Annotated in this window: 21 protein-coding genes; 11 read left to right on the forward strand and 10 right to left on the reverse strand. The window is 67.3% G+C overall.

The features are described from left to right. Positions 1–44 precede the first annotated feature (44 nt). The 3 genes from AC1DKQ_RS02250 (at position 45) to AC1DKQ_RS02260 (ending at position 2,900) form a co-directional block, all read left to right on the forward strand. Positions 45–449, forward strand: coding sequence for a DUF7793 family protein (locus tag AC1DKQ_RS02250; protein ID WP_476918083.1), 405 nt, complete (start codon positions 45–47; stop codon positions 447–449). Next, positions 436–1,968, forward strand: coding sequence for a putative bifunctional diguanylate cyclase/phosphodiesterase (locus AC1DKQ_RS02255; protein WP_476918084.1), 1,533 nt, complete (start codon positions 436–438; stop codon positions 1,966–1,968). The genes AC1DKQ_RS02250 and AC1DKQ_RS02255 overlap by 14 nt, the downstream gene beginning before the upstream one ends. Before the next feature lie 86 nt (positions 1,969–2,054). After that, positions 2,055–2,900, forward strand: coding sequence for a class I SAM-dependent methyltransferase (locus tag AC1DKQ_RS02260; RefSeq protein ID WP_476918085.1), 846 nt, complete (start codon positions 2,055–2,057; stop codon positions 2,898–2,900). Here AC1DKQ_RS02260 and AC1DKQ_RS02265 read toward each other — a convergent pair. The 3 genes from AC1DKQ_RS02265 to AC1DKQ_RS02275 form a co-directional block, all read right to left on the reverse strand. Beyond that, positions 2,867–3,739: a universal stress protein gene (locus AC1DKQ_RS02265; protein WP_476918086.1), complete on the reverse strand. Its 873-nt coding sequence runs from the start codon at positions 3,737–3,739 to the stop codon at positions 2,867–2,869. The genes AC1DKQ_RS02260 and AC1DKQ_RS02265 overlap by 34 nt on opposite strands. A 533-nt stretch (positions 3,740–4,272) precedes the next feature. Next, positions 4,273–5,628: a 4-aminobutyrate--2-oxoglutarate transaminase gene (gene gabT, locus AC1DKQ_RS02270; protein WP_476918087.1), complete on the reverse strand. Its 1,356-nt coding sequence runs from the start codon at positions 5,626–5,628 to the stop codon at positions 4,273–4,275. Between the two features lie 120 nt (positions 5,629–5,748). Continuing rightward, positions 5,749–7,179 (reverse strand): gamma-aminobutyraldehyde dehydrogenase, encoded by a 1,431-nt coding sequence (locus AC1DKQ_RS02275; RefSeq protein WP_476918088.1) that lies wholly within the window; start codon positions 7,177–7,179, stop codon positions 5,749–5,751. Positions 7,180–7,325: 146 nt separating this feature from the next. Here AC1DKQ_RS02275 and AC1DKQ_RS02280 point away from each other — a divergent pair, with 146 nt between their 5' ends. From AC1DKQ_RS02280 to AC1DKQ_RS02305, 6 genes are all read left to right on the forward strand, one after another. Further along, entirely contained in the window at positions 7,326–8,768 is a 1,443-nt protein-coding gene (locus AC1DKQ_RS02280; RefSeq protein WP_476918089.1) for a PucR family transcriptional regulator, read from the forward strand. Between the two features lie 104 nt (positions 8,769–8,872). Beyond that, complete coding sequence (locus AC1DKQ_RS02285; protein WP_476918090.1) at positions 8,873–10,207, forward strand: MFS transporter; 1,335 nt, start codon at positions 8,873–8,875, stop codon at positions 10,205–10,207. Further along, the gene (locus AC1DKQ_RS02290) at positions 10,204–10,884 is read left to right on the forward strand and encodes a FadR/GntR family transcriptional regulator (protein ID WP_476882546.1); all 681 of its coding nucleotides are present in this window, start codon (positions 10,204–10,206) and stop codon (positions 10,882–10,884) included. The genes AC1DKQ_RS02285 and AC1DKQ_RS02290 overlap by 4 nt, the downstream gene beginning before the upstream one ends. 30 nt (positions 10,885–10,914) lie before the next feature. Next, entirely contained in the window at positions 10,915–11,103 is a 189-nt protein-coding gene (locus AC1DKQ_RS02295) for a hypothetical protein (protein WP_476918091.1), read from the forward strand. 193 nt (positions 11,104–11,296) lie between these two features. Then, positions 11,297–12,127 (forward strand): polyphosphate kinase 2, encoded by an 831-nt coding sequence (gene ppk2, locus AC1DKQ_RS02300; RefSeq protein WP_476918092.1) that lies wholly within the window; start codon positions 11,297–11,299, stop codon positions 12,125–12,127. Between the two features lie 28 nt (positions 12,128–12,155). Continuing rightward, the gene (locus AC1DKQ_RS02305) at positions 12,156–14,924 is read left to right on the forward strand and encodes a cation-translocating P-type ATPase (RefSeq protein ID WP_476918093.1); all 2,769 of its coding nucleotides are present in this window, start codon (positions 12,156–12,158) and stop codon (positions 14,922–14,924) included. 77 nt (positions 14,925–15,001) lie between these two features. Here AC1DKQ_RS02305 and AC1DKQ_RS02310 read toward each other — a convergent pair whose 3' ends face one another. Then, positions 15,002–15,538 (reverse strand): hypothetical protein, encoded by a 537-nt coding sequence (locus tag AC1DKQ_RS02310; RefSeq protein ID WP_476882543.1) that lies wholly within the window; start codon positions 15,536–15,538, stop codon positions 15,002–15,004. Between the two features lie 234 nt (positions 15,539–15,772). Between AC1DKQ_RS02310 and AC1DKQ_RS02315 the strand changes: the two genes are divergently transcribed. Together AC1DKQ_RS02315 and AC1DKQ_RS02320 are read left to right on the forward strand one after the other, a co-directional pair. Then, positions 15,773–16,612: a DUF1206 domain-containing protein gene (locus tag AC1DKQ_RS02315; protein ID WP_476882542.1), complete on the forward strand. Its 840-nt coding sequence runs from the start codon at positions 15,773–15,775 to the stop codon at positions 16,610–16,612. A 113-nt stretch (positions 16,613–16,725) separates the two neighbouring features. Then, positions 16,726–17,307, forward strand: coding sequence for a hypothetical protein (locus tag AC1DKQ_RS02320; protein WP_476882541.1), 582 nt, complete (start codon positions 16,726–16,728; stop codon positions 17,305–17,307). Positions 17,308–17,337: 30 nt separating this feature from the next. Here the strand turns inward: AC1DKQ_RS02320 and AC1DKQ_RS02325 are convergent, their stop codons facing one another. The 6 genes from AC1DKQ_RS02325 to AC1DKQ_RS02350 form a co-directional block, all read right to left on the reverse strand. Continuing rightward, positions 17,338–18,339 carry a DNA topoisomerase IB gene (locus AC1DKQ_RS02325; RefSeq protein WP_476882540.1) on the reverse strand — a complete coding sequence of 334 codons (1,002 nt, stop codon included), beginning with the start codon at positions 18,337–18,339 and terminating at the stop codon, positions 17,338–17,340. Positions 18,340–18,495: 156 nt separating this feature from the next. Beyond that, the gene (locus tag AC1DKQ_RS02330) at positions 18,496–19,959 is read right to left on the reverse strand and encodes an FAD-dependent oxidoreductase (RefSeq protein WP_476918094.1); all 1,464 of its coding nucleotides are present in this window, start codon (positions 19,957–19,959) and stop codon (positions 18,496–18,498) included. Between the two features lie 88 nt (positions 19,960–20,047). Beyond that, positions 20,048–21,334 carry a uroporphyrinogen-III C-methyltransferase gene (cobA, locus tag AC1DKQ_RS02335; protein ID WP_476918095.1) on the reverse strand — a complete coding sequence of 429 codons (1,287 nt, stop codon included), beginning with the start codon at positions 21,332–21,334 and terminating at the stop codon, positions 20,048–20,050. Between the two features lie 213 nt (positions 21,335–21,547). Further along, positions 21,548–21,844, reverse strand: coding sequence for a putative quinol monooxygenase (locus AC1DKQ_RS02340; protein WP_476886267.1), 297 nt, complete (start codon positions 21,842–21,844; stop codon positions 21,548–21,550). Positions 21,845–22,065: 221 nt separating this feature from the next. Next, positions 22,066–23,004: an ABC transporter permease gene (locus AC1DKQ_RS02345; protein WP_476918096.1), complete on the reverse strand. Its 939-nt coding sequence runs from the start codon at positions 23,002–23,004 to the stop codon at positions 22,066–22,068. Then, entirely contained in the window at positions 22,994–23,719 is a 726-nt protein-coding gene (locus tag AC1DKQ_RS02350) for an ABC transporter ATP-binding protein (RefSeq protein ID WP_476918097.1), read from the reverse strand. Before AC1DKQ_RS02350 ends, AC1DKQ_RS02345 begins: the two co-directional genes overlap by 11 nt. Positions 23,720–23,733: the final 14 nt, after the last annotated feature.

Consider the following 23,733-nt stretch of genomic DNA (forward strand, 5'->3'; position numbering starts at 1 on the left):
CATTAGTGTCATCATGAATGCACACGTCGGGGCGAAATTGAGGATTGCTGGTGCCAGAAGAGGATCGTGAAACTCCGGGCGGGCGGGACATCTCGTCCCTGGACTTCGACAGCAGCGGCATCTTGCGCCTCGAGTGGGCCCGGGGCGTTGTGATTGATGCCCCCAACGCCCAACTGGCAATGGACCGTGTCAATGAATTGTGCGGCGGCCGGCCCACGCCGCTGCTGATCGACATGGCCACCACACAGTCCGTCAGCCGGGCCGCCCGGGCTGTGTTCGCCAAGCGCTGCGACGCCTCAGCAATAGCGCTCCTCGGCTCGTCCGCCGTGGACCGGGTTCTCGCCAATTTCTTCCTGGGCGTCAATTCGGCGCCGGTTCCCACCCGCTTTTTCACCGACGGCGATGAGGCGGTCCGCTGGCTGACCGCGCAGGGTCATGACAGGGCCTGAGGATGACCGCCGCCTCGAGGAACTCGTGGACGGCATTGTCGTACTGTCCGCGGGCGATCTCTCGAACCGCCTGCCGGTCTCACCCGCACGGGACGGCATTGACGCCGTCACCACGGGCATCAACCTGCTGGCCGAAGAGCTCCAAAGCATGTACGAGGACCTGGAAGTCCGGGTTGCTGAGCGGACCGCGCTCCTGGAGGCGGCCAAAGCCGAACTCCGCCGCGTCATCAACACCGACGAGCTGACCGGCCTGGCCAGCCGCTCGCTGTTGCGGGAAAAGGTGGCCGAGGCCGTTGCCGCCGCCGGCGCGGGACACCAGCCGGCCCTCATCCTGCTGGACCTCGATTCCTTCCGGCTCATCAACGACAGCCTTGGCCATGCCGCGGGAGACGCCGTGCTGCGCGAGGCGGCCCTGCGCCTTCGCGCGGCGGCCGGGGCCGGCCACCTGATCGCGCGCCTCAGCGGCGATGAGTTCGCGGTGCTTGTCGCGGACCAGGACACAGAGGCGGTGCTGCAGATCGCGGCCCGGCTCGGCGAATCGCTGAAGGACAGAATCGTCGCCGGCGGTGTCGCGGTGGCCCTCACTGCCGGAACCGGTGTCCGGCTGGGGGAAACCGGCCTGCGCAGCGAGGAGCTCATCCGCGATGCCGACATCGCCATTCACGAGGCCAAGAAACGCGGGCGGGACACCCTCCAGGTCTTTTCCGCGGCCATGCACGAGGCCGCCAAGCAGCGCGTCCACCAGGTGGCGGAGCTGAGGACGGCGCTGGCGATGGACCAGCTAGAGCTGGAATATCAGCCCATCATGGACCTGCGCACAGGAGCCATTGCCGGCGCCGAGGCTCTGATCCGCTGGCGTCACCCCGCCTTGGGCCTGCTGGCGCCAGATAAGTTCCTCGATGCCGCCGACGAGGCCGGGCTCACCGTGGAAATCGGCCACTGGGTACTCCGGAACGCCATCGCGCAAACCGGCCGCTGGAAGTCCGATCCCGGGCTTCCGGCAGACTTCAGCACGCACATCAATCTCTCCCCCGCTGACCTGCACCACGTCGATCTGGCGCCCTATGTCGAAAGCCTGCTGGCCCGGCACGGCGTCGAGCCCTGCCACGTCTCAATCGAGATCACCGAAACCGCGATCATGCGCGGCGGCCCGGAAGTGGCAGCCACCATGCAGTCGCTCAATGACCTCGGTGTCCGGATCGAGATCGACGATTTCGGCACGGGCTATTCGTCCATCAGCTACCTGCGCACCCTCCCGGCCGCGCAAGCAAAGATCGACAAGTCCCTCCTCGACGGACTGACCACAGACCGGCAACAGGAGACATTCGTCGCGGCCATCCTGCAACTGATCCATTCGGCCGGACTGGGCGCGGTCGCCGAGGGCATCGAGGACAGGGAGCAGGCGAACAGGCTGCGGCAGCTGAACTGCGAATTCGGTCAGGGGTACTTCTTCAGCCGTCCACTGTCGGTGCCGGCCATGACGGATCTGCTCGCGCACAAAGACGGTGCCGTCGCGTGAGCGGACCGGTTCCGGCGGGCACGGACAAAGCGGGCACGCACAAAGCGGGTACACGCAGCGCAGGAACACGCACACGCAGACTGGGCATGGATAATGCGGCGGACACGCTCCGTCTGGTGGCCAAGGTTGCGGCATTGTCCCTGCACCGTCCCAGCCGCCCGGACCGGCGCTGGGACGCCTTCTGGCGCGGAGTCTCCCTTGGCTCCCTTAGCGAACCGATCATCTGGGATGCCGCCCCCGGCGCCGGGAACGAAGAGATCCGGCACCACCTGCAGGCCATGGCCAACGCGATGGATACCAGCCTCCCCTTGATCGATCTCGGCTGCGGGAACGGCGCCATCACTCGGCGGCTGACCGAGATCTTTCCGTCGGTCCTGGGCGTCGACGTCTCTCCCGAGGCCGTAGCAGCCGCGCGGTCCGCGCACCCGCACGTTCCGGGCCTCAGTTTCCGGAGCCTGGATGCCACGCAGCCGGCTGCGGCGGCCGGGCTCTGGCGCGAACTCGGCGACGCCAACGTCTTTGTCCGCGGGGTGTTCCACGTCCTCAGCCGGCGACGGCAGGCACGCCTCGCAGGCTCCATCGAAGCCCTCCTTGGTGCCCAGGGCCGAATCTATGTCGTCGAGACGAACGTCCCGGGCGGCGCGCTCAGCTACCTGCGGGGCCTGGGCGCCACAGGCGAAAAGATCCCCGGACCGCTCCGCCAAGCCATTTCTGCCCTGCCGAAACCGGGGCATTTCGGCGCGAGGCAACGCTCGCGCGTGTTCCCCTCGGACCGCTGGACCCTCATCACGGAGGGTGCCACTGTCCTGAAGACAGTGCCGATGGAGACCGGTGGACCGCCCGGCAGCATTCCCGCGTACTGGGCGGTCTTGGCCCCGCGGCCCCAGACCTCCAGGCCTCACACCTCCGGGAAGGTATCCACCCGCTGGTAGTCGCGCGGGACCACGACCATCGGAACTGGGAGCGCCCGCAGTACCTTGAAAGCCGTGCTGCCGATGAACAGCTTGTACTTCTCCGCCAAGCGCGAAGACCCGACGATCATCACCTCGCCGTCGTCCCATTCCAGATCGTCGATTGCTTCCTCGATCGTGCGGCCGTGCGCGACCTCCACGCTGACGCGGTGGCCCTCCGGCAGACGGTGCGCGGCGGCGGCCAGAATGGTGTTGGCGTGGATATGGGCAGCGTTGACGTTTTCCCCGCCGTCCCCCTCGACGTCCAGTTCCACGAGGGAGACCAGCCGAAGCGGCACCCCGCGGCGCTCGGCGGATTCAATCGCGACGTCGATCGCCGCCTCCGCTCCCACGCGCTGGCCCACGGCGAGGGTCAGACGTGTGATGGCTTCGGTCCGGCGGTAGCCGTGCGGCGCCAGTGCTACCGGAACCGGGGCGGCGTGCAGCAGGGCGTTGGCCACGTTGCCCACGGTATGGCGCTTAAACAAGCCATGGCTTGCGGCACCCACCACAATCAGGCCGGCCCGGTACTCGAGGGCGGCGTCGATCAGGCCAGCTGCGAACGATTCCGCCTGGCGGACATGGAAGTGCGCTTCCAGCCCCTCAGGGACCAGTTCCATTCCCTGGCGCTCCGCCGCGAGGACCTGCTGTTCGGCGGCACTGACCCGGTTCCCTTCCGGGTTCATCGCTACATAAGGCGTGTGCCTGTCCACCACGTAGACCAGGTCGAGATGCGCTCCCTGCGCGCGGGCCATGGCCGACGCCAAGGCGACGGCGTCCGCGCCGCGTTCGGTGGGTGTATAGCCGACTACGTATCGCATGTGTGAACCCCTTATGGGTCTGTGGCAGACGCCAGCTGCGCCCCGGGGGTTCCGGGCGACGTCGGCCGGTCTGCGCTCCTGCAGTGGATAGGAACGACTCTAGTCCAGCGGGCCCCGAAAGGTGGTGACTATCGACCCTGAGCAGGACAAACTTCTGGGCCTACGCTGGGATGGTCGAGGGGAGCCCGCCATGAACGCCATCCTCAACCGCAGGACCGGGTCGCGCACCGCGGGAGTGGGCACCCTGGCGCTCCTGGCGCTCCTGACCCCTGCGCGCCGCCGGCCCCGCCGTCCTCGGCCGGCAGCCAGCCGCCGTCGCAGTCCCCGTCCGTCAGCGCGGCGGCCAGCGTGTCGCCGTCGGCAGCCGGCGACGCTGACGAAACGGCGAAAGAACGGGAACCACGGAAAACGGAGGAGTCGCGGACGACGTGTCCGCGGCTCCTCCGTTGTGTCCCCCGCTGTTCGGGAAAGACCGGTCTCCGGGAAGGGATTGCCTTCCCGGCAGCCCGCTGGGCCGTGCGTTGGGCCGTGGGCTAGGCGTTGGCCTTGATGGCCGCGGCCAGGACCGCGAGGCCGTCCAGCAGCAGCTCGTCGCTGATCACCAGTGGCGGCAGCAGCCGGATGACGTTGCCATAGGTGCCGCAGGTGAGGATGATGACACCCTCCTTGAGGCAGGCTGCGGCCACGGCCTTGGTCAGCTCCGGGTTGGGCTCCTTGGAACCGGGCTGAACGAGTTCAACGGCCAGCATGGCGCCACGGCCGCGGACGTCACCGATCACGGGCTGCTCAGTTGCGAGTTCGCGCAGCTTGCCGAGGGCGATCTCCTCGATGTGCTTGGCCCGGCCGTTGAGGTTGTACTGCTCCATCGAGCCGATCGCGGCCAGCGCGGCCGCGCACGCCACCGGATTGCCGCCGTACGTGCCGCCGAGGCCGCCCGGGTGGACTGCGTCGAGGAGGTCGGCGCGGCCGGTGATGGCGGAGAGCGGCATGCCGCCGGCGATGCCCTTGGCCATGGTGATGATGTCCGGGACAACACCCTCGTGGTTCACGGCGAACCATTCGCCGGTGCGGCAGAAGCCGGACTGGACCTCATCGGCGATGAAGACGATGCCCTTGTCCTTTGCCCAGTCCGCCAGCGCGGGAAGGAAGCCGTCGGCCGGGACAATGAAGCCGCCCTCGCCCTGGATGGGTTCGATGATGATCGCGGCAACCTGCTCGCCGCCGATCTGCTTCTCGATCATGGTGATGGCGCGCTTGGCGGCCTCGGCACCGGTGATCTCCGGGTTTTCCTCGCGGAACGGGTAGCTCATCGGCATGCGGTAGACCTCGGGCGCAAACGGGCCGAAGTTGGTCTTGTACGGCATGGCCTTGGCGGTCAGCGCCATGGTCAGGTTGGTGCGGCCGTGATAGGCGTGGTCGAACGCGACGACGGCGTCCCGGCCGGTGGCCAGGCGGGCCACCTTCACGGCGTTTTCGACAGCCTCGGCGCCGGAGTTGAACAGCACTGTGCGCTTTTCGTGGTCGCCCGGGGTGAGGCGGTTCAGCTGCTCGGCGACGGCGACATAGCCCTCGTACGGGGTGACCATGAAGCAGGTGTGGGTGAAGTGCTCCACGGCTTCCTTCACCGCGCCGACGACGGCGGGGTCCGAGGCGCCGACGCTCGTCACGGCGATGCCGGAGCCGAGGTCGATGAAGGAGTTGCCGTCGACGTCGTGGATGATGCCGCCGTCGGCGTCGGCCACGAAGACCGGGACGCTGGACGCGACGCCGGCGGCGACGACCGCCTTGCGGCGCTCGGTCAGGGCAACGGACTTGGGCCCCGGGAAGTCGGCCTGGACGCGGCGCTTCTGCTCGAGCCGGTAGGTGATGTCATGTGCGGTGGTGGTCATGGGAAGGCCTTCCTAAGCGTGCGGTTGAAGCGCGCGAGTTATGCGTCAGGGTGAGCTAGGCAGCCGCGTTATGCATCCGCTTTAGGCGGCTGCGCTATGCGGCTGCGTTAGGCGGCTGCGTTAGGCGTCCAACGCAGACATAACGTGCTTGATGCGGGTGTAGTCCTCGACGCCGTACATCGACAGGTCCTTGCCGTAGCCGGACTGTTTGAAGCCACCGTGCGGCATTTCGGCGGTGAGGAGAATGTGGGTGTTGATCCAGACGGCGCCGAAGTCGAGGTCGCGGCTCAGGCGCATGGCCGTGCCGTGGTTGGACGTCCAGACGCTGGAGGCCAGGGCATACTCGACGTCGTTCGCCAGCTCCACTGCCTCGTCTTCGGTGCTGAACTTCTGCACCGTGATGACCGGGCCGAACGTTTCCTTCTGGACAATGTCATCGGTCTGCTTGGCGCCGGTGACAATCGTGGGCTCGAAGAAGAAGCCCTTCTCGCCCGCGCGGTGGCCGCCGGTCTCGATCTTGCAGTTCGCCGGCAGCTGCTCCACAACGGAGGTGACCGCGTTGAAGTGGTTGACGTTGTTCAGCGGGCCGAAGTAGTTGTCTTCGTCGTTCTGCGAGCCCGTATGCAGGGTCTTGGTGTGCTCCACCATGGCGGCGACGACGTCGTCGTGCACCGAGTCCTGGACCAGGACCCTGGTGATGGCCGTGCAGTCCTGGCCGGCGTTGAAGAAGGCGAACTCGGCGATCGCCGCGGCGCTCTTCTTGATGTCGGCGTCGGCGAAGACGATGGCCGGGGCCTTGCCGCCGAGTTCCAGGTGGGCGCGCTTGAGTCCCTTGGCGGCGCCGGAGGCGACGGCGATGCCGGCGCGGACAGAACCGGTGATGGAGACCAGGCCCGGGACCTTGTGCTCCACCATCATGGCGCCGGTCTCGCCGGTGCCCAGGACGACGTTCAGGACGCCGGCCGGGAAGATCTCACCGGCAAGCCGGGCCAGCACCAGGGTGGATTCCGGGGTGGTGTCCGAGGGCTTGAGGACCACGGTGTTGCCGGCGGCCAGGGCGGGACCGATCTTCCATATGGCCATGAGGAACGGGTAGTTCCACGGGGCAACCTGGGCGACGACGCCGATCGGCTCGCGGCGCACGTAGGAGGTGTGGCCTTCGAAGTACTCGCCGGCGGACTTGCCTTCCATGATGCGGGCGGCACCGGCGAAGAAGCGCAGCTGGTCAGCGCCTGCGGCGACTTCCTCGGAGGCGATCAGGGACCGGACCTGGCCGGTGTTGCGGTGCTGGGCCTCCACCAGCTCGTCGCTGTTGGCCTCGACGGCATCCGCGAGCTTGAGCAGCATGAGCTGCCGCTGCCCGGGGGTGGTGTGCTTCCAGGTCTTGAACGCGTTTTTGGCTGCCGTCATGGCGGCGTCGACGTCGGCCTGCACCGAGATCGGCGCCTGCGCCACCACATCGCCGTTGGTGGGGTTCACAATGGGCAGCAACCCGGTGCCGGCGGGGGTGACAAACTCGCCGTTGATGAAGTTCTGCAAGGTTTGAACCACGGTGTACAACCTCTTTCTTACTGCCAATGACGGATGTGTGACTGGTCACGAGCCTATGCCAGCTGTGCAAGTCAGGGAATAGGCACCTGCACACCATGTCCGCCACACTTTAGTGCGCTTGACCAGCACCCGGTTATCCTAAATCCATGGCCATTTCACTCGCTGCCCTGCTGGGGGTTCCGTCCCTGAATCTCACCAAGGCCGGCCTCGCCGAAACCACCTGGCATCAGGACATTCTTTGGGTTGCGGTCACCGAACAGGAGGATCCGCAGCGCTTCCTCAACGGCGGTGAACTGATCCTGACGACGGGGATGCGGCTCAAGAGCGCCGCGGAGCAGCGCCGGTTCGTGCGTCAGGTGCAGCGGGCAGGGGCGGTGGGAATCGGGTTTGGGGTCGGGCTGACCCACGACGCCGTGCCGCCGGCCCTGATTGCCGAGGCCAACCGCTGGGGGCTGCCGGTAGTGGAAGTGCCGTACGAAACGCCATTCATCGCGATCGGAAAGCTCGTGGCCGACGCCCAGTCTGCGGACCACCTGGTCAAGCTCGAGCGGCTCATCGCGGGGCACCAGATCCTGGCCCGCGCCCTGCTGACCGGCGGCGGCCTCGCCGAACTCCTGAAGCACCTGGGCTCGATGCTGCGCACCGAAATCGTCCTGACCCAGTTCACCGCCCAGCTGTACAACAGCGTGTCCGGCCACCCGCCGCCCAAGGCCGAGGGCTGGGCGTCCTATCCCATCCCCACGGGCCGCCGCGATGCCTGCACCCTTTGGGTGAAGCAACCTTTCGAGGACTCGGGCATCGTGGGCTACGCCCAAAACCTGATCAGCGTCGAGCTCAACAACATGGTCAAGCAGCGGCAGGCCCAGCGGGCGCTGGCCGGCCAGGTCCTGGACGACGTCATCCACGGGACGCTGGAGGCCTCCGAAGCCACCCGGCGCCTCGCCGGCGTCGGCATCAACAGCACCCGCAAGAACGTGGTCCTGCTCGCCGAATCGGCCGCCCACCAGAAACAGCTAGGGAGTTCTTCCCTGCCCCAGCCGCTCGAGGCGGCGGTCAGCGCCGTCGTCGGGAAGGACCTCGTGGTGGTGATGCCCGACGACGGCAGCGGCGCCAGCGCCCTCGCCCGCAGCCTCAGCGACCACCTGGCGGAGGCCGGGATCCACGCGACGATCGGCCTCGGCGGGGCCTACACCAAGCCCAACGGCCTGCGGTGGAGCTACTTCGAGGCACGCGACGCGGCCAGCCACGGCCTGCCGGTCAACGAGCCCGAGCGCCTCAGCCTGACCTCGCTGCTGCTGGCCAGTGAGGACGTTCCGCTGGCGGACATGGCCAACGAATCGCTGAACCCGCTGCGGGCCTTTGACGTGGCGCACGGGGCCGAACTCATGGCCACACTGGAAAGCTATCTCGGCAACAACGGTTCGGTGGCGGCCGTCGCCGAGGAACTCACCCTGCACCGCAACACGGTCCGCTACCGGCTGGCGCAGATCACCGAACTCACCGGCTACGACCCCGCACAAACGGCGGACCGGGTGCAGCTCTGGCTCGCCCTGGCGGTGCAGCGGCTCAGCGCCCGGCACCCGCGCTGACACCCACCGCGCCGGCACCGGCATCGCCCTCCGGAACGCGTCACTTGCCGAGATATTCGCCACTAAAGGCTGACTCCCAAACATCAAACGTCTAACCTTTAGACATGGCTAGCAGCACTGCGGTTTCCGCACTTTCCCAGACAGCTCCACCCGGTGCGGCCCGCCCGCGCGGCGTGATCGTGGCCGGCGTCGTGGCCCTCGTGCTCATCGGGCTCAACCTGCGCGCCGGAATCACCGGCGCCGCCGCACTCTTCCACGACCTGCAGGCTGTCCTGGGCTACGGACCGCTGATCGCGGCCTTGATCCCCTCGATCCCCACACTGTGTTTCGCGGTGGCCGGAGCTGCCACGTCCTGGCTCACCCGGCAGTTGGGGCTGGAAAAAGCCATCCTGCTCTCCCTCGTGATGCTGGCGGCGGGGCTGCTGCTCCGCGGAGTTCCGTCCACCGGGATGCTGCTGGCCGGCACCGTGGCGGGGATGTCCGGGCTGGCCATCTGCAACGTGGCCATGCCCTCCTTCATCCGGGTGCACTTCGCGGACCGCACGTCCCTCATGACCGCCGTCTACACGTTGACCATGACCACAGGTGCCACCGTCACCGCCGTGCTGATCGTTCCGGTGGCGCACGCCCTTGGCTCTCCCTCGGCGGGCGTCGGTTCGATCGGCCTCCTGGCCTTGGGCGCCTGCCTCGGCTTCATTCCGATTGCGGTGCACGCCCACCGCAACGCGTCCACCGGCAAGGCCGCCCGGATTTCCCCCTGGCCCCTGCTGCGGACCCGCACCGGGGCGCTGATCACCCTCGGTTTCACCGTGCAGGCACTCCTTGCCTATGCCGTGCTCAGCTGGTTCCCCTACATGCTGGTCACGATGGGCCTCACCGCCTCCGATAGCGGGCTCATGTTCGGCCTCATGCAGCTCGTCTCCGTCCCCGCCGGCATGGTGTTGGTCGCCATCGGCTCACGACCCCGGATGCTGCGGACGGCGTTCTACCTGGCCACCGTGACCATGGCCCTCGGCGTCCTGGCCATGCTGGTCCTGCCAGCCGCCTGGGCTTCACTGACCGCGGTGCTGCTTGGCTTCGGTCTCGGTATCTTCCCGCTGGTCATGGTGATGATCAGCCGCAGCGGCCGGACCACGGCCGAGACCACCGCGCTGTCCACCGTGGCCCAGTCCGCCGGGTATCTGCTCGCGACCCTCGGGCCGTTCGGCATGGGCCTGCTGCACAGCGCCACCAACTCCTGGACGCTGCCCCTGGCCCTCCTGCTGGCAGTGGCCCTCGGCCAGATCGCGGTAGGCCACCTCCTGTCGGCGGGACCAAAGGAGCTGCGCGCCAAGGAACTGCGGGCCGCCGAGATGCGGGGCGCCGCTGCACACTCGTCAGAAGGACCTGCGAACACTTCCGAAGGAACGGCGCACTCTGCAGAAGGAACACTGCGATGACACTCACTGCCTCGCACCGGCCGCCGCTGGCGGAGGAAATCACCGCCAAGCTGCGGTCCCTGATCCATTCGGGTGAGTGGCCCCTGCAACAGCGCATTCCGGCCGAACCTGAGTTGATGGCCGCATTCGGGGTCTCCCGCGGCACGCTGCGCGAGGCCATCAAAGCGCTCGCCCACAGCGGCATGCTCGAGGTCCGCCGCGGGGACGGCACGTACGTCCGCGCCACGAGCGAGATCGCAGGTGCCACGCAGCGGATGTATGAGGACCACTCCCAGGAACACATCCTCGAGGTCCGGGTCGGGCTGGACACCCAGGCAGCCCGGCTTGCTGCCCGTCATGCGACCGACGACGACCTCGCCGCCCTGCGCGGTTTGCTCACCGCACGCCGTGCCGCCTGGTTGGCCGGGGACTATCCTGCGTGGGCCCGCGCCGATTGGGATTTCCATGTGCGCGTGGCGCACGCGTCCGCCAACCCGCTGCTGCATGAGCTGTATGTCAGCTTCGGCAGCGTTTTCCACAATGATCTGCTCCGCCAACAGCGGCGGGGAGGCTTCAACGGCCTGCCGCTCGAGGGCCACGACGAACTCGTGGCCGCGATTGCTGCCCGGGACGAGGCTGCCGCCGTCGAGAGCGTCACCCGGAACCTGAACTCCTGCGCGGAGTGGCTCCAGGAGTAGTCCCTAGGGTTTTCCCAAGGTGGCCAGCAGATGCTCTGTCTCAGTGGCGGCCGCCACTCGCGCACCGGCCTCGCGGCCAGGCTCGCGATCACGCGGATTCCCGTCATGATCGGCGTCAACGCCGACTCCAGACGGCCGGCCCCTGCGCCCAGCAGCAGGGGCCGGCTCGGCCGTGGGGCGTGGTTCCTCGGGCACGCCAATAGGGTCTTAGTGCCGTAGACCGGGCCCCGACCTCGGTCAACACTAAGAGTGGTAGGACGCTATACGAAGGTGCCCGCGACAGGGTGCCTGCACTTCAGGCCCTGTCCCCGGGGACGAAGGTGCCGGCCTCATCGAATGACAGTCTCGTCGGGTGCCAGTCTTGCCGGGTGTTGTGAATTGCCCCAGCAAGTACGCCGCCAGGAGGTCGATAGTGGGCAAGAAGAAGAAAAAGAACAAGCGCGCCGACGGACAGGACGAGCGGGCCGGGAAGAAAATGCCCCGCAAGAAGTACGAAGCGGAGATGGCCGTCCTGCAAGGTGAGCTGGTCGCCCTGCAGGAGTGGGTGAAGGCCACCGGAGCCAAGGTCTGCATCGTCTTCGAGGGCCGCGACACGGCCGGCAAGGGCGGAACGATTAAGCGCATTGTCGAGCGGGTGAGCCCCCGGGTGTTCCGGGTGGTGGCGCTCCCCACGCCGACGGAGCGGGAGAAATCGCAGATGTACCTCCAGCGCTACATGTCCCACTTCCCGGCGGCCGGCGAGGTGGTGATCTTTGATCGCAGCTGGTACAACCGTGCGGGTGTGGAGCGCGTGATGAACTTCTGCACCCCGGAGGAGACCCAGCGATTCCTCAACATGACTCCGATATTTGAGAAGGCGATGGTCGACGCTGGAATCATCCTGATCAAGTACTGGCTCGAGGTCAGCGCTGACGAGCAGACCCGGCGGCTCAAGAGTCGCATGGATGATCCCCGCAAAACCTGGAAATTGTCTCCAATGGATCTCAAGTCCTACAAACGGTGGTACGACTACTCCCGGGCCAGGGACGCCATGTTCGAAGCGACCGACACCGCCTGGGCACCCTGGTACGTCGCCAACAACGACGTGAAGAAGCGCGGCCGGCTCAACATCATCAGCCACTTGCTCAGCCAGGTGCCCTACGAGCCGTACCCGGGGCTCGACGTCGAACTCCCCAAGCGGCAGAAGGCCGGCGACTACCGTGAACTCGCGCTGGCAGTCCGGCACATCCCGACACCATTCTGAGCAGCGTCCCGGCGATGAGGAGGAAGTCATGACCGACAATCCCGGAGCGGCAGCAGAGTTGGCTGCACCCGACGCGGACGCGACCTGGTACGCGCTGGCCCCCGCGGAGGTGGCGGCCGAGCTGCAGGTGGACCCGGCCACCGGGTTGAGCGCGGCAGAGGCGGAGCAGCGGCTGCAGGAGTACGGCCCGAACGCCCTGGCCGCCGCGAAGCCGGAACCGGTCTGGAAGCGGTTCTTCAAGCACTACCGGGATTACATGCAGATCGTGCTCGTGGTCGCGGCCCTGGTCAGCCTGTTGATCGAGGAGTACGGGACCGCCATCGGGCTGGCCCTGCTGACGCTGTTCAACGCGTGGCTGGGCTACCACCAGGAAGGAAAGGCCGAGGCGGCCGCCGCGTCCTTGGGGAAGATGATGAAGTCGATGGCCAAGGTGCGCCGCGACGGTGACATGGCGGAGATCCCCGCCGAGCAGCTTGTGCCGGGCGACATCGTGGTGGTCGATGCCGGTGACCGTGTCCCTGCCGACGGCAGGATCATCCTGGCGGCGACCCTCCAGATCGAGGAGGGCGCACTGACCGGCGAAAGCGTGGCTGTCGAAAAGGACACCGCAGCCATCAGCCGGCACGAGGTCGGTATCGGGGACCGCGTGAACATGGCGTTCATGAACACCAACGTGACCCGGGGCCACGGCGAAATCCTCGTGACCACCACCGGCATGGGGTCAGAGGTCGGCCACATCGCCCACATGCTGTCCGGCCAAAAAGAGGAGAAAACCCCGCTCACCAAACAGGTGGACCGGCTCACGATTTTCATCATCATCGCGGCCCTCTTCGCTTTCCTCGCGATCGTCGTGATGGGCCTGGCCCAGGGCGAAACTTTTGCGGTGCTCTTCGGGATCGGCGTGGCCCTGGCGGTCGGCTCGATCCCGGATGCGCTGCCCGCCGTCGTCACCACCATCCTGTCGGTGGGCTCGGTCAACATGGCCAAGAAGAACGCCATCATGAAGGTCCTGCCTGCGGTCGAGACGCTGGGCTCCACATCGGCCATCAATTCCGACAAGACCGGCACCCTGACCCTGAACCAGATGACGGTGCGGGAATTCGTGACAGTGCAGCACCACTACACGGTCAGCGGGGAGGGCTACAGCTTCAGCGGCCAGATCCAACGGACCGCCGGCGACGCCGAACGCGACATGGACTACGTGATGTTCCCGTGCGCGCTGTGCAACGACTCGGACATCGAGGACGGCGAAGTGATCGGGGACCCCACGGAGGCGGCGCTGTACGTGCTCGCGCAGAAAGGCGGCGTTGACGTCCGGGAGTTCCGCAGGAACAATCCGCGGGTGGCGTCCGTACCCTTTGACTCCGACTACAAGTTCATGGCCACTTTCCACCGGATGCCCGGCGCCGACGGCAGGCCCGTGATCCGGGCCTACGTGAAAGGCGCGCCCGACGTCGTGCTCAACAGGTCTTCATCCGGGCGGATGCCGGGCGGACGCACCGAGACCCTCACCGATGAAATGCGGGGGAAAGTGCTGGCCGCGAACGAACGCATTGCCAGCCAGGGCCGGCGGGTGCTCGCCCTGGCGCAGCGCGAGTTCGACCCCGCGACCTTCCAGCCGGAGGGCGATCTGATGGCGCTGATGCAGGACCTGGAAATTTCGGCGCTGATTGGCGAGGTAGACCCGCCGCGGGCCGAGGCCGTGGCCGCCATCGCCAAGGCGAAACACGCCGGCATCCGGGTCCGGATGATCACCGGCGACCACGCCATCACCGCGGCGGCAATCGCGGACGAGCTGGGCATCCGCGGGCGCGCGGTCACCGGTGCCGAGTTCGCGGCCTTGAGCGACTCCGAGGCCGACAGCCAGGTGGACGGGATCGGGGTGATCGCCCGGGTGGCGCCGGAGCACAAGGTCCGGCTGGTCGAGGTGCTCAAACGCAAGGGCAACGTGGTCGCGATGACCGGCGACGGCGTGAACGACGCACCGGCCATCGCCGCGGCCGACATCGGGATTGCCATGGGCATCACGGGCACCGACGTCGCTAAGGGAGCGGCGAAGATGATCCTCGCCGACGACAACTTCGCCACTATCGTGACCGCGGTCGAGCAGGGCCGGCTCGTGTATGACAACCTGCAGAAGTTCATCCGCATCCAGGTGGCCAACCTGTACATGTTCATCCTGGCCTTCATCGGCTCGTCGGCGTTCGCGATCGCCGGCACGGCGCTGCTCAGCCCGGCGCAGGTGCTGTGGATCCACATGGCGATCGTGGCCCCGATTGGGGCCGTGATGGGCCTGGACCTCGCGACGCCGGGCATCATGGACCGCAAGCCGCGGCCGTTCAACCAGCCCATCATCGTCCGGTCGATGATGGTGCGCCTGTTCGTCGTCGGCCTATTCATGGCGGCCGCCACGCTGATCCTCGTGCAGATCGGCAAGGCCAGCTACGGTTCTCTGGAGGTCGGCCAGACCATGGCCATAGTTGGCCTGGGACTGATGAACATTTCGGTAGCGCTCAACCTGCGTTTCCCCGAGGAAAGCGCGTTCGGGCCTTCCACCCTGTCCAACCCGAAGCTGCTCTGGGCTTTTGCTTGGGCATTTGTCGGCTCGATGCTGATCACCCAGGTACGCGTACTGCAGGAGCTGTTCGGCACCGTTTCGCTGACCGGCGCGCAGTGGCTGATCTGCCTGGTGCCGGCCGTGGTGCTGCTGCTTCTTGGCGAACTGTTCAAGCTGATTCTGCGGGCCGTGCACGCGGGCGAAAAGGCCAAAGTCCAGGCTGCCCCGGTACCTGCCTGAGCGCGTCACATAACGTTGAGGGCCGGAACGCGACGTTCCGGCCCTCAACGTTATGTGGTGGTTCTGGAGTGCGGGTGCTAGCGGACAAGGCCCATGAGGACGTTCTTGGGGCGCTGCATTTCGCCGTGCTTTGCGCCGAGAACAATCACCCAGCCGGCGAACACGGGGATGACCCACTGGAGGATCTTCAACTGCTGCTGCGCGGAACGGAGTTCGTCGGAGGCCTGAGGCTTGGGCTCGGTGGCGCCCTTGGCACCCTCGGCGGCCAGCTTCTCCACCTTGGCTCCCTGCAGGCCGGCGTATAGGGTCACCGCCGCACCGGCCAGGGTGACGGCGGACTTGTAGACGCTCAGCCGCGTGACGCCGTCCTGCTTGGCCATCCGCCCCTTGTTCTCCCAGATGATGGCGAGTCCCGAGAGAAGATGCGCCCCTAACGCCGCTCCCTGGTACGGCGCCCACTTCTTCCAGCCGAGGCTTGACAGGCGCGCCCGTTCCGCCGGGTCCTTGGCCTCAGCCGTAGCACCGTTAAGTCCGATGGCACCCATCAGAGAACCGCCGAACCAAGCGGCTGCCGTCAGGTCGTGAATGGATCGGGCAACAAGATTACCTGCCATGTTGAACTTCCTATCGTCGGTCTTCGAATCCGAATAGCGGGGGCAGCGAGGCTGCCGGTCCGCGGCATGTCCACAAGCAGGGCCATGCATGACTCGGCTATGGTAAGCACACTTAGCAACAAGGTGATAGTCCAAGCAGTTACCGGCTGGCCCCGCGTAGAATCGGCCCAACATTAACACCGCCACGGGCAGAACACGGTTCCATCAGACCGGATGAGGATTAGCAGCATCGACATGGCAAAAGAAGACTCCGGGATCGAAGCCGCCATCGGCGACGCCGCCGACGCCGCCGAGGCGGCGTCGGACAGCATCTGGCTCGACGTCGTCGCACGTTCGGGGTTCGCCGTGATGGCACTGCTTCACATCGTGATCGGGGCCATCGCCGTCGCGCTGGCCCTAGGCGCGCCCGGCCAGGCTGAACCCTCCGGCGCCATCGAACAGCTCGCCGCCAACCCCTGGGGCCCGGCGGTGATGTGGGCGGCCTGCATCGCCTGTGCAGGGCTGGCGCTGTGGCAGCTGAGCGAAGCGACCCTCCGGGCCCGCCACCTGCCGCGCGGCGAGCAGCTGGGCAAACTCATTTCCTCCGGCTTCCTGGCCATTGCGTACGGGAGCGTCGGGCTGAGCTTCGCGGGCTTCGCGCTCGGCCAGCGCGGCGATTCGGGCGACTCGACGCGGGACTTCAGCACAGCCCTGGTCCAGTCGCCGTTCGGGGCGCCGGCTCTGGTGGGCCTCGGGCTGACCATCATCGGGATCGGCGTGTACTTCATCGTCAAGGGCTTCGGAAAGAAGTTCAAGGAGGAACTGCACCACTTCGAAGGGACCCACCGCGGCAGGCTGATCAGCGTGCTTGGAGTCACCGGACACGCGGCGAAAGGGCTGGCGCTGATCCTTACCGGGCTGCTGTTCGTCATTGCCGCGGCGACCAACAACCCCGGTTCTTCCACCGGTCTGGACGGCAGCCTCAAGGCACTCCGGGACCACCCCTTCGGCCCGTACCTGCTTCTGGCGATCGGGGCAGGGTTCATCGCCTACGGGGTGTTCGCCCTGGTCCGGGCGCGCTTCGGCCGGATGTAGCGGAACGTCGCTGTTGCGGTTCCCTTGATGGAGGCAACGCGCAGCCTTATCGTGGAGCTACTCCCGGGCGGGGCTGGTACGGCCACCGTTGGCAGGTCCCGCGGAGGTATGCCATGAGTTACATCCCGGTCAGCAGACGCACCCTCAGAAGGCACCGAGAATCCGAGCGGTCCACGCGGCGCCTCGTGTTCGGCCTGTGCCTTGCGGCCGTCGTGGCCTGGCTGTTGTCCGTCACGCTCTCCACCGCAGTCCACGTTGACACCTTTGTCCACAGCATCGCCGTCGTGCTGCACGTACTGTTCCTGGTGGTGGCCTTCGGCGCCATCATCCTGGTGGACTGGCATGGCTTCCTGTGGCTCCTCGGCCGGCGTGAATTGGCCGAAATAATCCGGCTGGACGGGGCAGCCACGCCGCTGATCTGGGGCGGGCTGGCGGGCCTGCTGGCCACCGGCGTGTTCTTGAACCCGCACCTGACCAACCCGATGACCGACATCAAGCTCGCGGCCGTCCTCGTGCTCAGCCTGAACGGGATCATGCTCATTCCGCTCATGCGGCGGCTTGCTCGGCTCCCTTCTCCTACCGCATTCGGGGACCTGTCTGCCGGCCAGCGCATGCACTTGGTGTCTTGCCTGCTGATCTCGCAACTGTGCTGGTGGACGGCGATCATCATCGGGTTCATCAACGGGCAGTTCTAACGAGGCGGGGAAACCCGCGGTGCGGACGTACTAGCCTGCGGCCTTCCGCAGCGGAACCACGTCGCCCTCCTGGTACAGCAGGGCGCGGATCTCGGACTCGGCGGAATCCGGCCGCTTCGGGTCGATCGTCTCCCCCTCCGCGAAGTGGTCCAGCAACCGCGGATCCACATAGCTTTTCCGGGCGATCGAGGGCGTGTTGCCCAGCACAGAGGCCGCGTCCTGCATGGCGCGGCTCACCGCGTTCTTGCGGGCCGCGACTTTCGGCTGCGGGCCGCTCTGCGCCAGGCTGACGGCTGCAGCCGCCGTCCCCCGCAGGGTACGGAAGTCCTTGGCGGTGAAGTCCTCCCCCGTGCGCTCCTTGACGTACTCGTTGATGTCCGCGCTGGAGACCGGATGCCAGCTGCGGCCTTCCTTGTACGCCAGCAGCCGGGCCTTGCCGCCGCGCCGCTTGAGCAGGCGCACCACGGCGGCGAGGTCGGCGTCGGCGATCCGCGACTCCCAGGTCTTGCCGCTCTTGGCAGGGAAACTGAGCCGGAGTTCGTCCTTGCGGACCTTGACGTGGGCGCAGAGCAGGGTGGCGAGGCCGTGGCTGCCGTTTTCGTTCGTGTAGCGCTCCGAGCCGACCCGCAGCGACCCGCTGTCGAGCATCCGGAAGGCGGCCGCCAGTACCCGTTCCCGGGTCAGTCCTTCGGAGCGCAGGTCCATGGTCACCAGGCGGCGTGCGGCCGGCAGGGTCTCGGCCAGCTGGAGCGAACGGTCGAACTTCAGCCGGTCCTTCCGCTCCCGCCAGCTCGGATGGTAGATGTACTGCCGCCGGCCCACCGCGTCGACTCCCGTGGCCTGGATGTGCCCGTTGTCGTACGGGGCAATCCACACGTCCGTCCAGGCCGGCGGGATCCCGATGCCCTCCAGCCGCTCCCGCACGGGTCCCGGCGGCAGGGTGGACCCGTCCAGGTCCTTGTAGCTGAACCCGGTCCCGGCGGGGACCCGGCGGTATCCGCGGCCGGATGCGTTGCTGTGACGGAGCCTCATTGGCCGGTCCCGGGCGAATAGTGCTCATCCATGACGATAAGCCTACTGACTACCGCACGGGTTTCCACCCCCAACAATCAACGCGGGGTCACTTAGCGCCCATAATCCCGTCCGGGATGGGCGCTAAGTGACCCCGCGTTGCTCTGTCGGCTGAGGCTAGACCTCGACGGCGGCGCCGCGGGAGATCTCCACCATGTCCTCGCGGGGCACCACCTTGATGCGCTCGCGCTGGACGGTGATGCCGTGCGACTCGCCGGCCGCTGTGGCCTTCTCGCCAAGGGCGCGCTCGTGCTCGTCCAGGGCCAGCCACCCTTCCCAGCTGGTGTACTCGACGCCGCGGCCGGCCAGGAGTTCCACGATCGCCTCGGGGGCGGGTGTGGCGGCCTGCGGCAGGTTTTCGCGGTCCTCGAGCAGGTAGGTCACGGTTTCGAGGGCGTCGCCCTTGGTGTGGCCGATCAGTCCCACCGGCCCGCGCTTGATCCAGCCGGTCGCGTAGATCCCCGGCACGTGGGTGCCGGCGGCATCCAGGACGCGGCCGCCGTCGTTCGGGACCACGCCCTTGCTGTGGTCGAACTCGATCTCGGGGAGGGCGGAACCAAAGTAGCCGATGGCGCGGTACACGGCCTGGACCGGGTAGTCGACAAACTCGCCGGTCCCGCGGGCGTTGCCGGTGCCGTCCAGTTCGGTGCGCTCGAACTTGATCCCGGCGACGCGGCCGGGTGTCTCGGCGCCGTCGTACACCTCCACCGGGCTGTGCAGGAAGTGCAGGTGCAGCCGGCGGGACGCGGTGAGCTCGGAGAGGTCCTCGGGCTGTTCGGCGATCCAGTTGGTGAGCGTGCCCACCATGGTCTTGGTTTGGTTGTTGCTCTGGATCTGCCGGTCGGACTCGGCGTCGAACTCGAAGTCCTCGGCGTAGAGGATGATGTCGACGTCCTTGGAGTGCGAGAGTTCGCGCAACTCCAAGGGCGTGAACTTGACCTGGGCCGGGCCGCGGCGGCCGAACACATGCACGTCCGTGACGGGTGAGGACTTCAGCCCGGCGTAGACGTTGTCCGGGATCTCGGAGACCAGGAGGTCATCGGCGTGCTTGGAGAGCATGCGGGCCACGTCCAGGGCGACATTGCCGTTGCCGATCACGGCGATTTCCTTGGCCTCCAGCGGCCATTCGCGGGACACATCGGGGTGGCCGTCGTACCAGGACACGAAGTCGGCGCCGCCGTAGGAGCCCTCGAGCTCGATGCCGGGGATGTTGAGGTCCGCGTCCTTGATGGCGCCGGTGGCGAAGATGACGGCGTCGTAGTGAGTGCGGAGGTCATCGATGGACAGGTCCGTGCCGTAGTCCACGTTGCCGAAGAAGCGGATGTCGCCGCGGTCCAGGACCTTGTGCAGGGCGTTCACGATCCCCTTGATGCGGGGGTGGTCGGGGGCCACGCCGTAGCGGATCAAGCCGTAGGGTGCCGGGTAGCGGTCGAAGAGGTCGATGCTGACGGTGAGCTCGCCGCTCTTGACGGCCTCGCTCTTGGTCAGGATGTCCGCGGCGTAGACGCCGGCGGGACCGGAGCCGACGACGGCGACGCGCAGCGGGCGGGCGGCGGTTCCTACAGGGGTGTTCGTTGACACGGCTGTGTTCCTTTTTCTTCTGCATCCGTTGCTCCACAACCGCCCTTTTGAGGCTTGGTAACGGCAGTTATGGAGCAATCGACGGGCTTTACGGGGTCAGTACGCGGGTCTTGGTGATGCGCGGAGCGTTCGGGGTGGTGGTGCTGTAGTCCGCGGTCTTGAAGTGCGACGGCGCGAACGGGCTGACGCGGACCACGTCGCCGATCACGATCACGGCGGGGTTCGCGACGCCGGCGGCCTCCGCTTGGTCCGCGATGGTCCCGAGGGTTCCGATGGTCACCCGCTGGTTCGGCAGGTAGCCATTCTCTACGATGCCAACAGGCGTCCCCAGAGGCAAACCGGCGCGGGCCAGGGAGGCTGCGGAATCGCGCAGCTGGCCCACGCCCATGAGCAGGATCACAGTGTGGTCCGCGCGGGCGGGGACCTCGGAGAGTTCTTCGTGACCTGTGACCACGCTGAAGCCCTTGGCGAGCCCGCGGTGTGTGACCGGGATGCCGGCGGCGGCCGGGACGGAAATGGCCGACGTGACGCCGGGAACAACCTCCACCTGGACGCCGTGCTGCCGGCAGAATTCGGCTTCCTCGCCGCCGCGGCCCAGGACGTACGGGTCGCCGCCCTTGAGGCGAACCACGCGGTGGCCCTGCAGGGCTTCGTCGACCAGGATCCGGTTGATCTCGGCCTGCGGCACCGGATGGTGGCCGGGGGTCTTGCCGACCTCGATCACCCGGACGTCGGGGGCCAGTTCGGCCAGGAGGTCACGCGGGCCGAGCCGGTCCGCCACCACGACGTCGGCCTGGCCCAGGAGCCTACGGCCGCGGACGGTGATGAGTCCGGTGTCGCCGGGACCGCCGCCCACGAGGGCCACCGATCCGGCGGTCGCGCCTGAGCCGGAAACACGGTGCCGGCGCAGCGGCAGGTCCCCGGTGTCCAGGGCGGTGGCGACGGCGTCGCGCAGGGCCATGGCGCGGCGCGGGTCGCCGCCCGCGTTGACGGCGATCTTGACGTCGTCCACCACGGCGACGGCGGGGGTCCAGGCGGCGGAGGCTTCGTGGTCGGAAGCGTTGACGCACCAGATGCGCTGCGCCTCGGCGTCGGCCGCGACCTGTGCGTCCACGGCGGCGTCGCCGGTGGCGGTCTGGACGAACCAGACGCCGTCGACGTCGGCGGTCCGGTACGGGCGGGGCTCCCAGTTCAGGAGGTCTGCGTCGGCAAGTTCAGTCAGCGCCGGGCAGGCGACCGGTGCCACGACGGTGACGCGGGCTCCGGCGTCGAGCAGCCCCTTGGTGCGCCGGGCGGCCACCGGTCCGCCGCCAACCACCAGCACGGAACGGCCGAGGAGGCGCAGCGCCGTGGGGTAAATGTCCTGAATTGCCATGCATCGACGATAGGGCGGCGCCACAGAGCGGAACAACGGTGCGGAAACACCAGTTCACGCAAGGTAACGCCGCGTCACATTATTGGCGGGCTTATGGCGGGCAGACTGGGAGCGGTCCGGCGGCACTTTGACGGCCGGAGCAGTCATCTCGGGCCAGAATGACGGCGTGTCCGTGTCAATGTGCCCCCGCCCCGCGGGAGCGCGGGCCCCGGCCTACTTCACGGCGATGAGTTCAATCGGGCGGATGTCCGGATCCTTGGCGAGCAGGGTGGGACCGTGTTCGCCGAGGGCGGCGGGGATGGCCCCGTTGAGGTGGGCCTGCCGGTCCTCCTCGGTATCGAAGGTGTCGAAGATGCCGAAGGTGTTCTCGTTGACCCGGAAGGCGTACCAGGTACGCGTCCCGGGCTCGTTGAGCACGATCTCGCGGCCTCCGTTGAGGAAGTCCCAAACTTCCTGTTCCTTCCCGGGCTTGGCCTCGACCAGTGCCAGCAAGCCAAATTTCGGTGCCACGGCTACCTCCTGAATAGTTGTGGATTCAGTCTTGGAATGGGCCGGAACCCGGCCTATAGCCGTGAGTTTAGGCCCGTGCCTGTACGCCGACAAGGAGTCGCAACAAGAACAACGCGGGGTCACTTACGGCCCATAAACCCGAGGGTTATGGGCCGTAAGTGACCCCGCGTTGCTTGGAGGGGTGCGGCCGCGGAGGTGCGGTTGGTCGGGCGGAGTTGAGGCTAGCGGGTGCTGCCGGCCAGGAGGCCCCGGCGGCGGAGCAGCCGCTTTTCAATCGGCGCGAACACGAGCAGTTCGATCAGGATGCCGACGGCGAGGATCAGCAGGATGGCGGACATGACGATGGTCATGTCCGACAGGACGCGGCCCTGGTCCAGCAGGGAGCCCAGGCCAAAGCCGATGGTGCCGCCCACCGCGATGATTTCCGCTGCCATAAGGGAGCGCCAGGAGAACGCCCATCCCTGTTTGAGGCCTCCGAGGTACCCGGGCAGGGCCGCAGGCAGGATGATCCTCAGGGCCAGCTGGAGGCGGGACGCACCCAGGACCTTTCCGACGCTGCGGTACTGCGGCGGAATCTGGTCAACACCGGAGATCAGGCCGTTGATAATCGAGGGAATCGCACCCATGAAGACCACGAAATAGACCGTGGCGTCTGTGATGCCGAACCAGAGGATGGCCGCCGGCACCCAGGCCACGGATGGCAGGACCTGCAGCCCGGAGATCAACGGGCCGAACGCGCGGCGCAGCGGTGCCACCTGGGCGAGCAGGAGCCCCACCGGTGTCGCGATGACCACACTGATCAGGAAGCCAACGATGCCGCGCTGCAGCGAGGTCCAGACAGACTCCTGCAGCTTGCCCTCGCCCCACAGGGTTCCGATCTGGCCCACGACATCCAGCGGGCCGGGCACGACGTCGCGCCGCTTGAAACCGAGGGACACGTACAACTGCCAGAGGATGACCAGTACCGCGAGCGCGGCCACAGGCAGCAGGATCCGGCTCCAGTCGATGCGGACCTTGCGGATGGAGTCGGACTGCAGGGAATCGAGGCCCGCTTCGAGCTCGCGCAGGTCTTCCTTGCCGCTGGAGGAACGGGTCAGGGCCGCGTGGACCTTGCGGGTCTCGGCGGGGGCTTCCGCCACGGGAAGTTGGTTACTTGGCATGGCGGCGGATCTCCTCGCGTAGCCGGGCGGTGATTTCGCCGGTGAGCTGGCCGGCCAGGCCAGCGTCGGTGCGGTGTTCTTCGCTGACGTGCCATTCCCGCACAACGCGGCCAGGCCGGGAGGAAAGCAGCAGCACGCGCTGGCCAAGCCGGACGGCCTCGCGAACGTTGTGCGTGACGAAGACGATCGTCCGGCCGGTTTCCTTCCAGATGCGTTCGAGCTCGTCATGGAGCAGGTCCCGGGTAATCGCATCCAGGGCCGCGAAGGGCTCGTCCATGAGGAGCAGCTGGCGGTCCTGGACCAGGGACCGGGCCAGGGACACACGCTGGCGCATCCCACCGGAGAGCTCGTGGGGCCGTTTGTCCCCCGCCCCGCCCAGGTGCACCAGGTCCAGCAACTCCCCCGCCCGGATCCTGCGGTCTGCTTTGCCCACGCCGCGCAGCTTCAGGGCCAACTCGATGTTCTCCCGCGCATTCAGCCACGGAAACAGTGCCGCGTCCTGGAACATGAAGGCGGCGCCGTCGCTGGGCACTTCGAGGGCGCCCGACGTCGGGGCCTCCAGTCCGGCCATGATGTTGAGGAGGGTGGACTTGCCGCAGCCGGACGCACCGAGCAGGGCGACGAACTCGCCCTGCTCGATGACGGCGTTGACGTCGTCCAGTACCGGGGCGTCGTCGCCGAAGCGCTTGCCCAGGTTTTCCAGTACGACTGGCATGGTCTGGTCCTTAC

Source organism: Arthrobacter sp. 05L421, assembly GCF_056397785.1.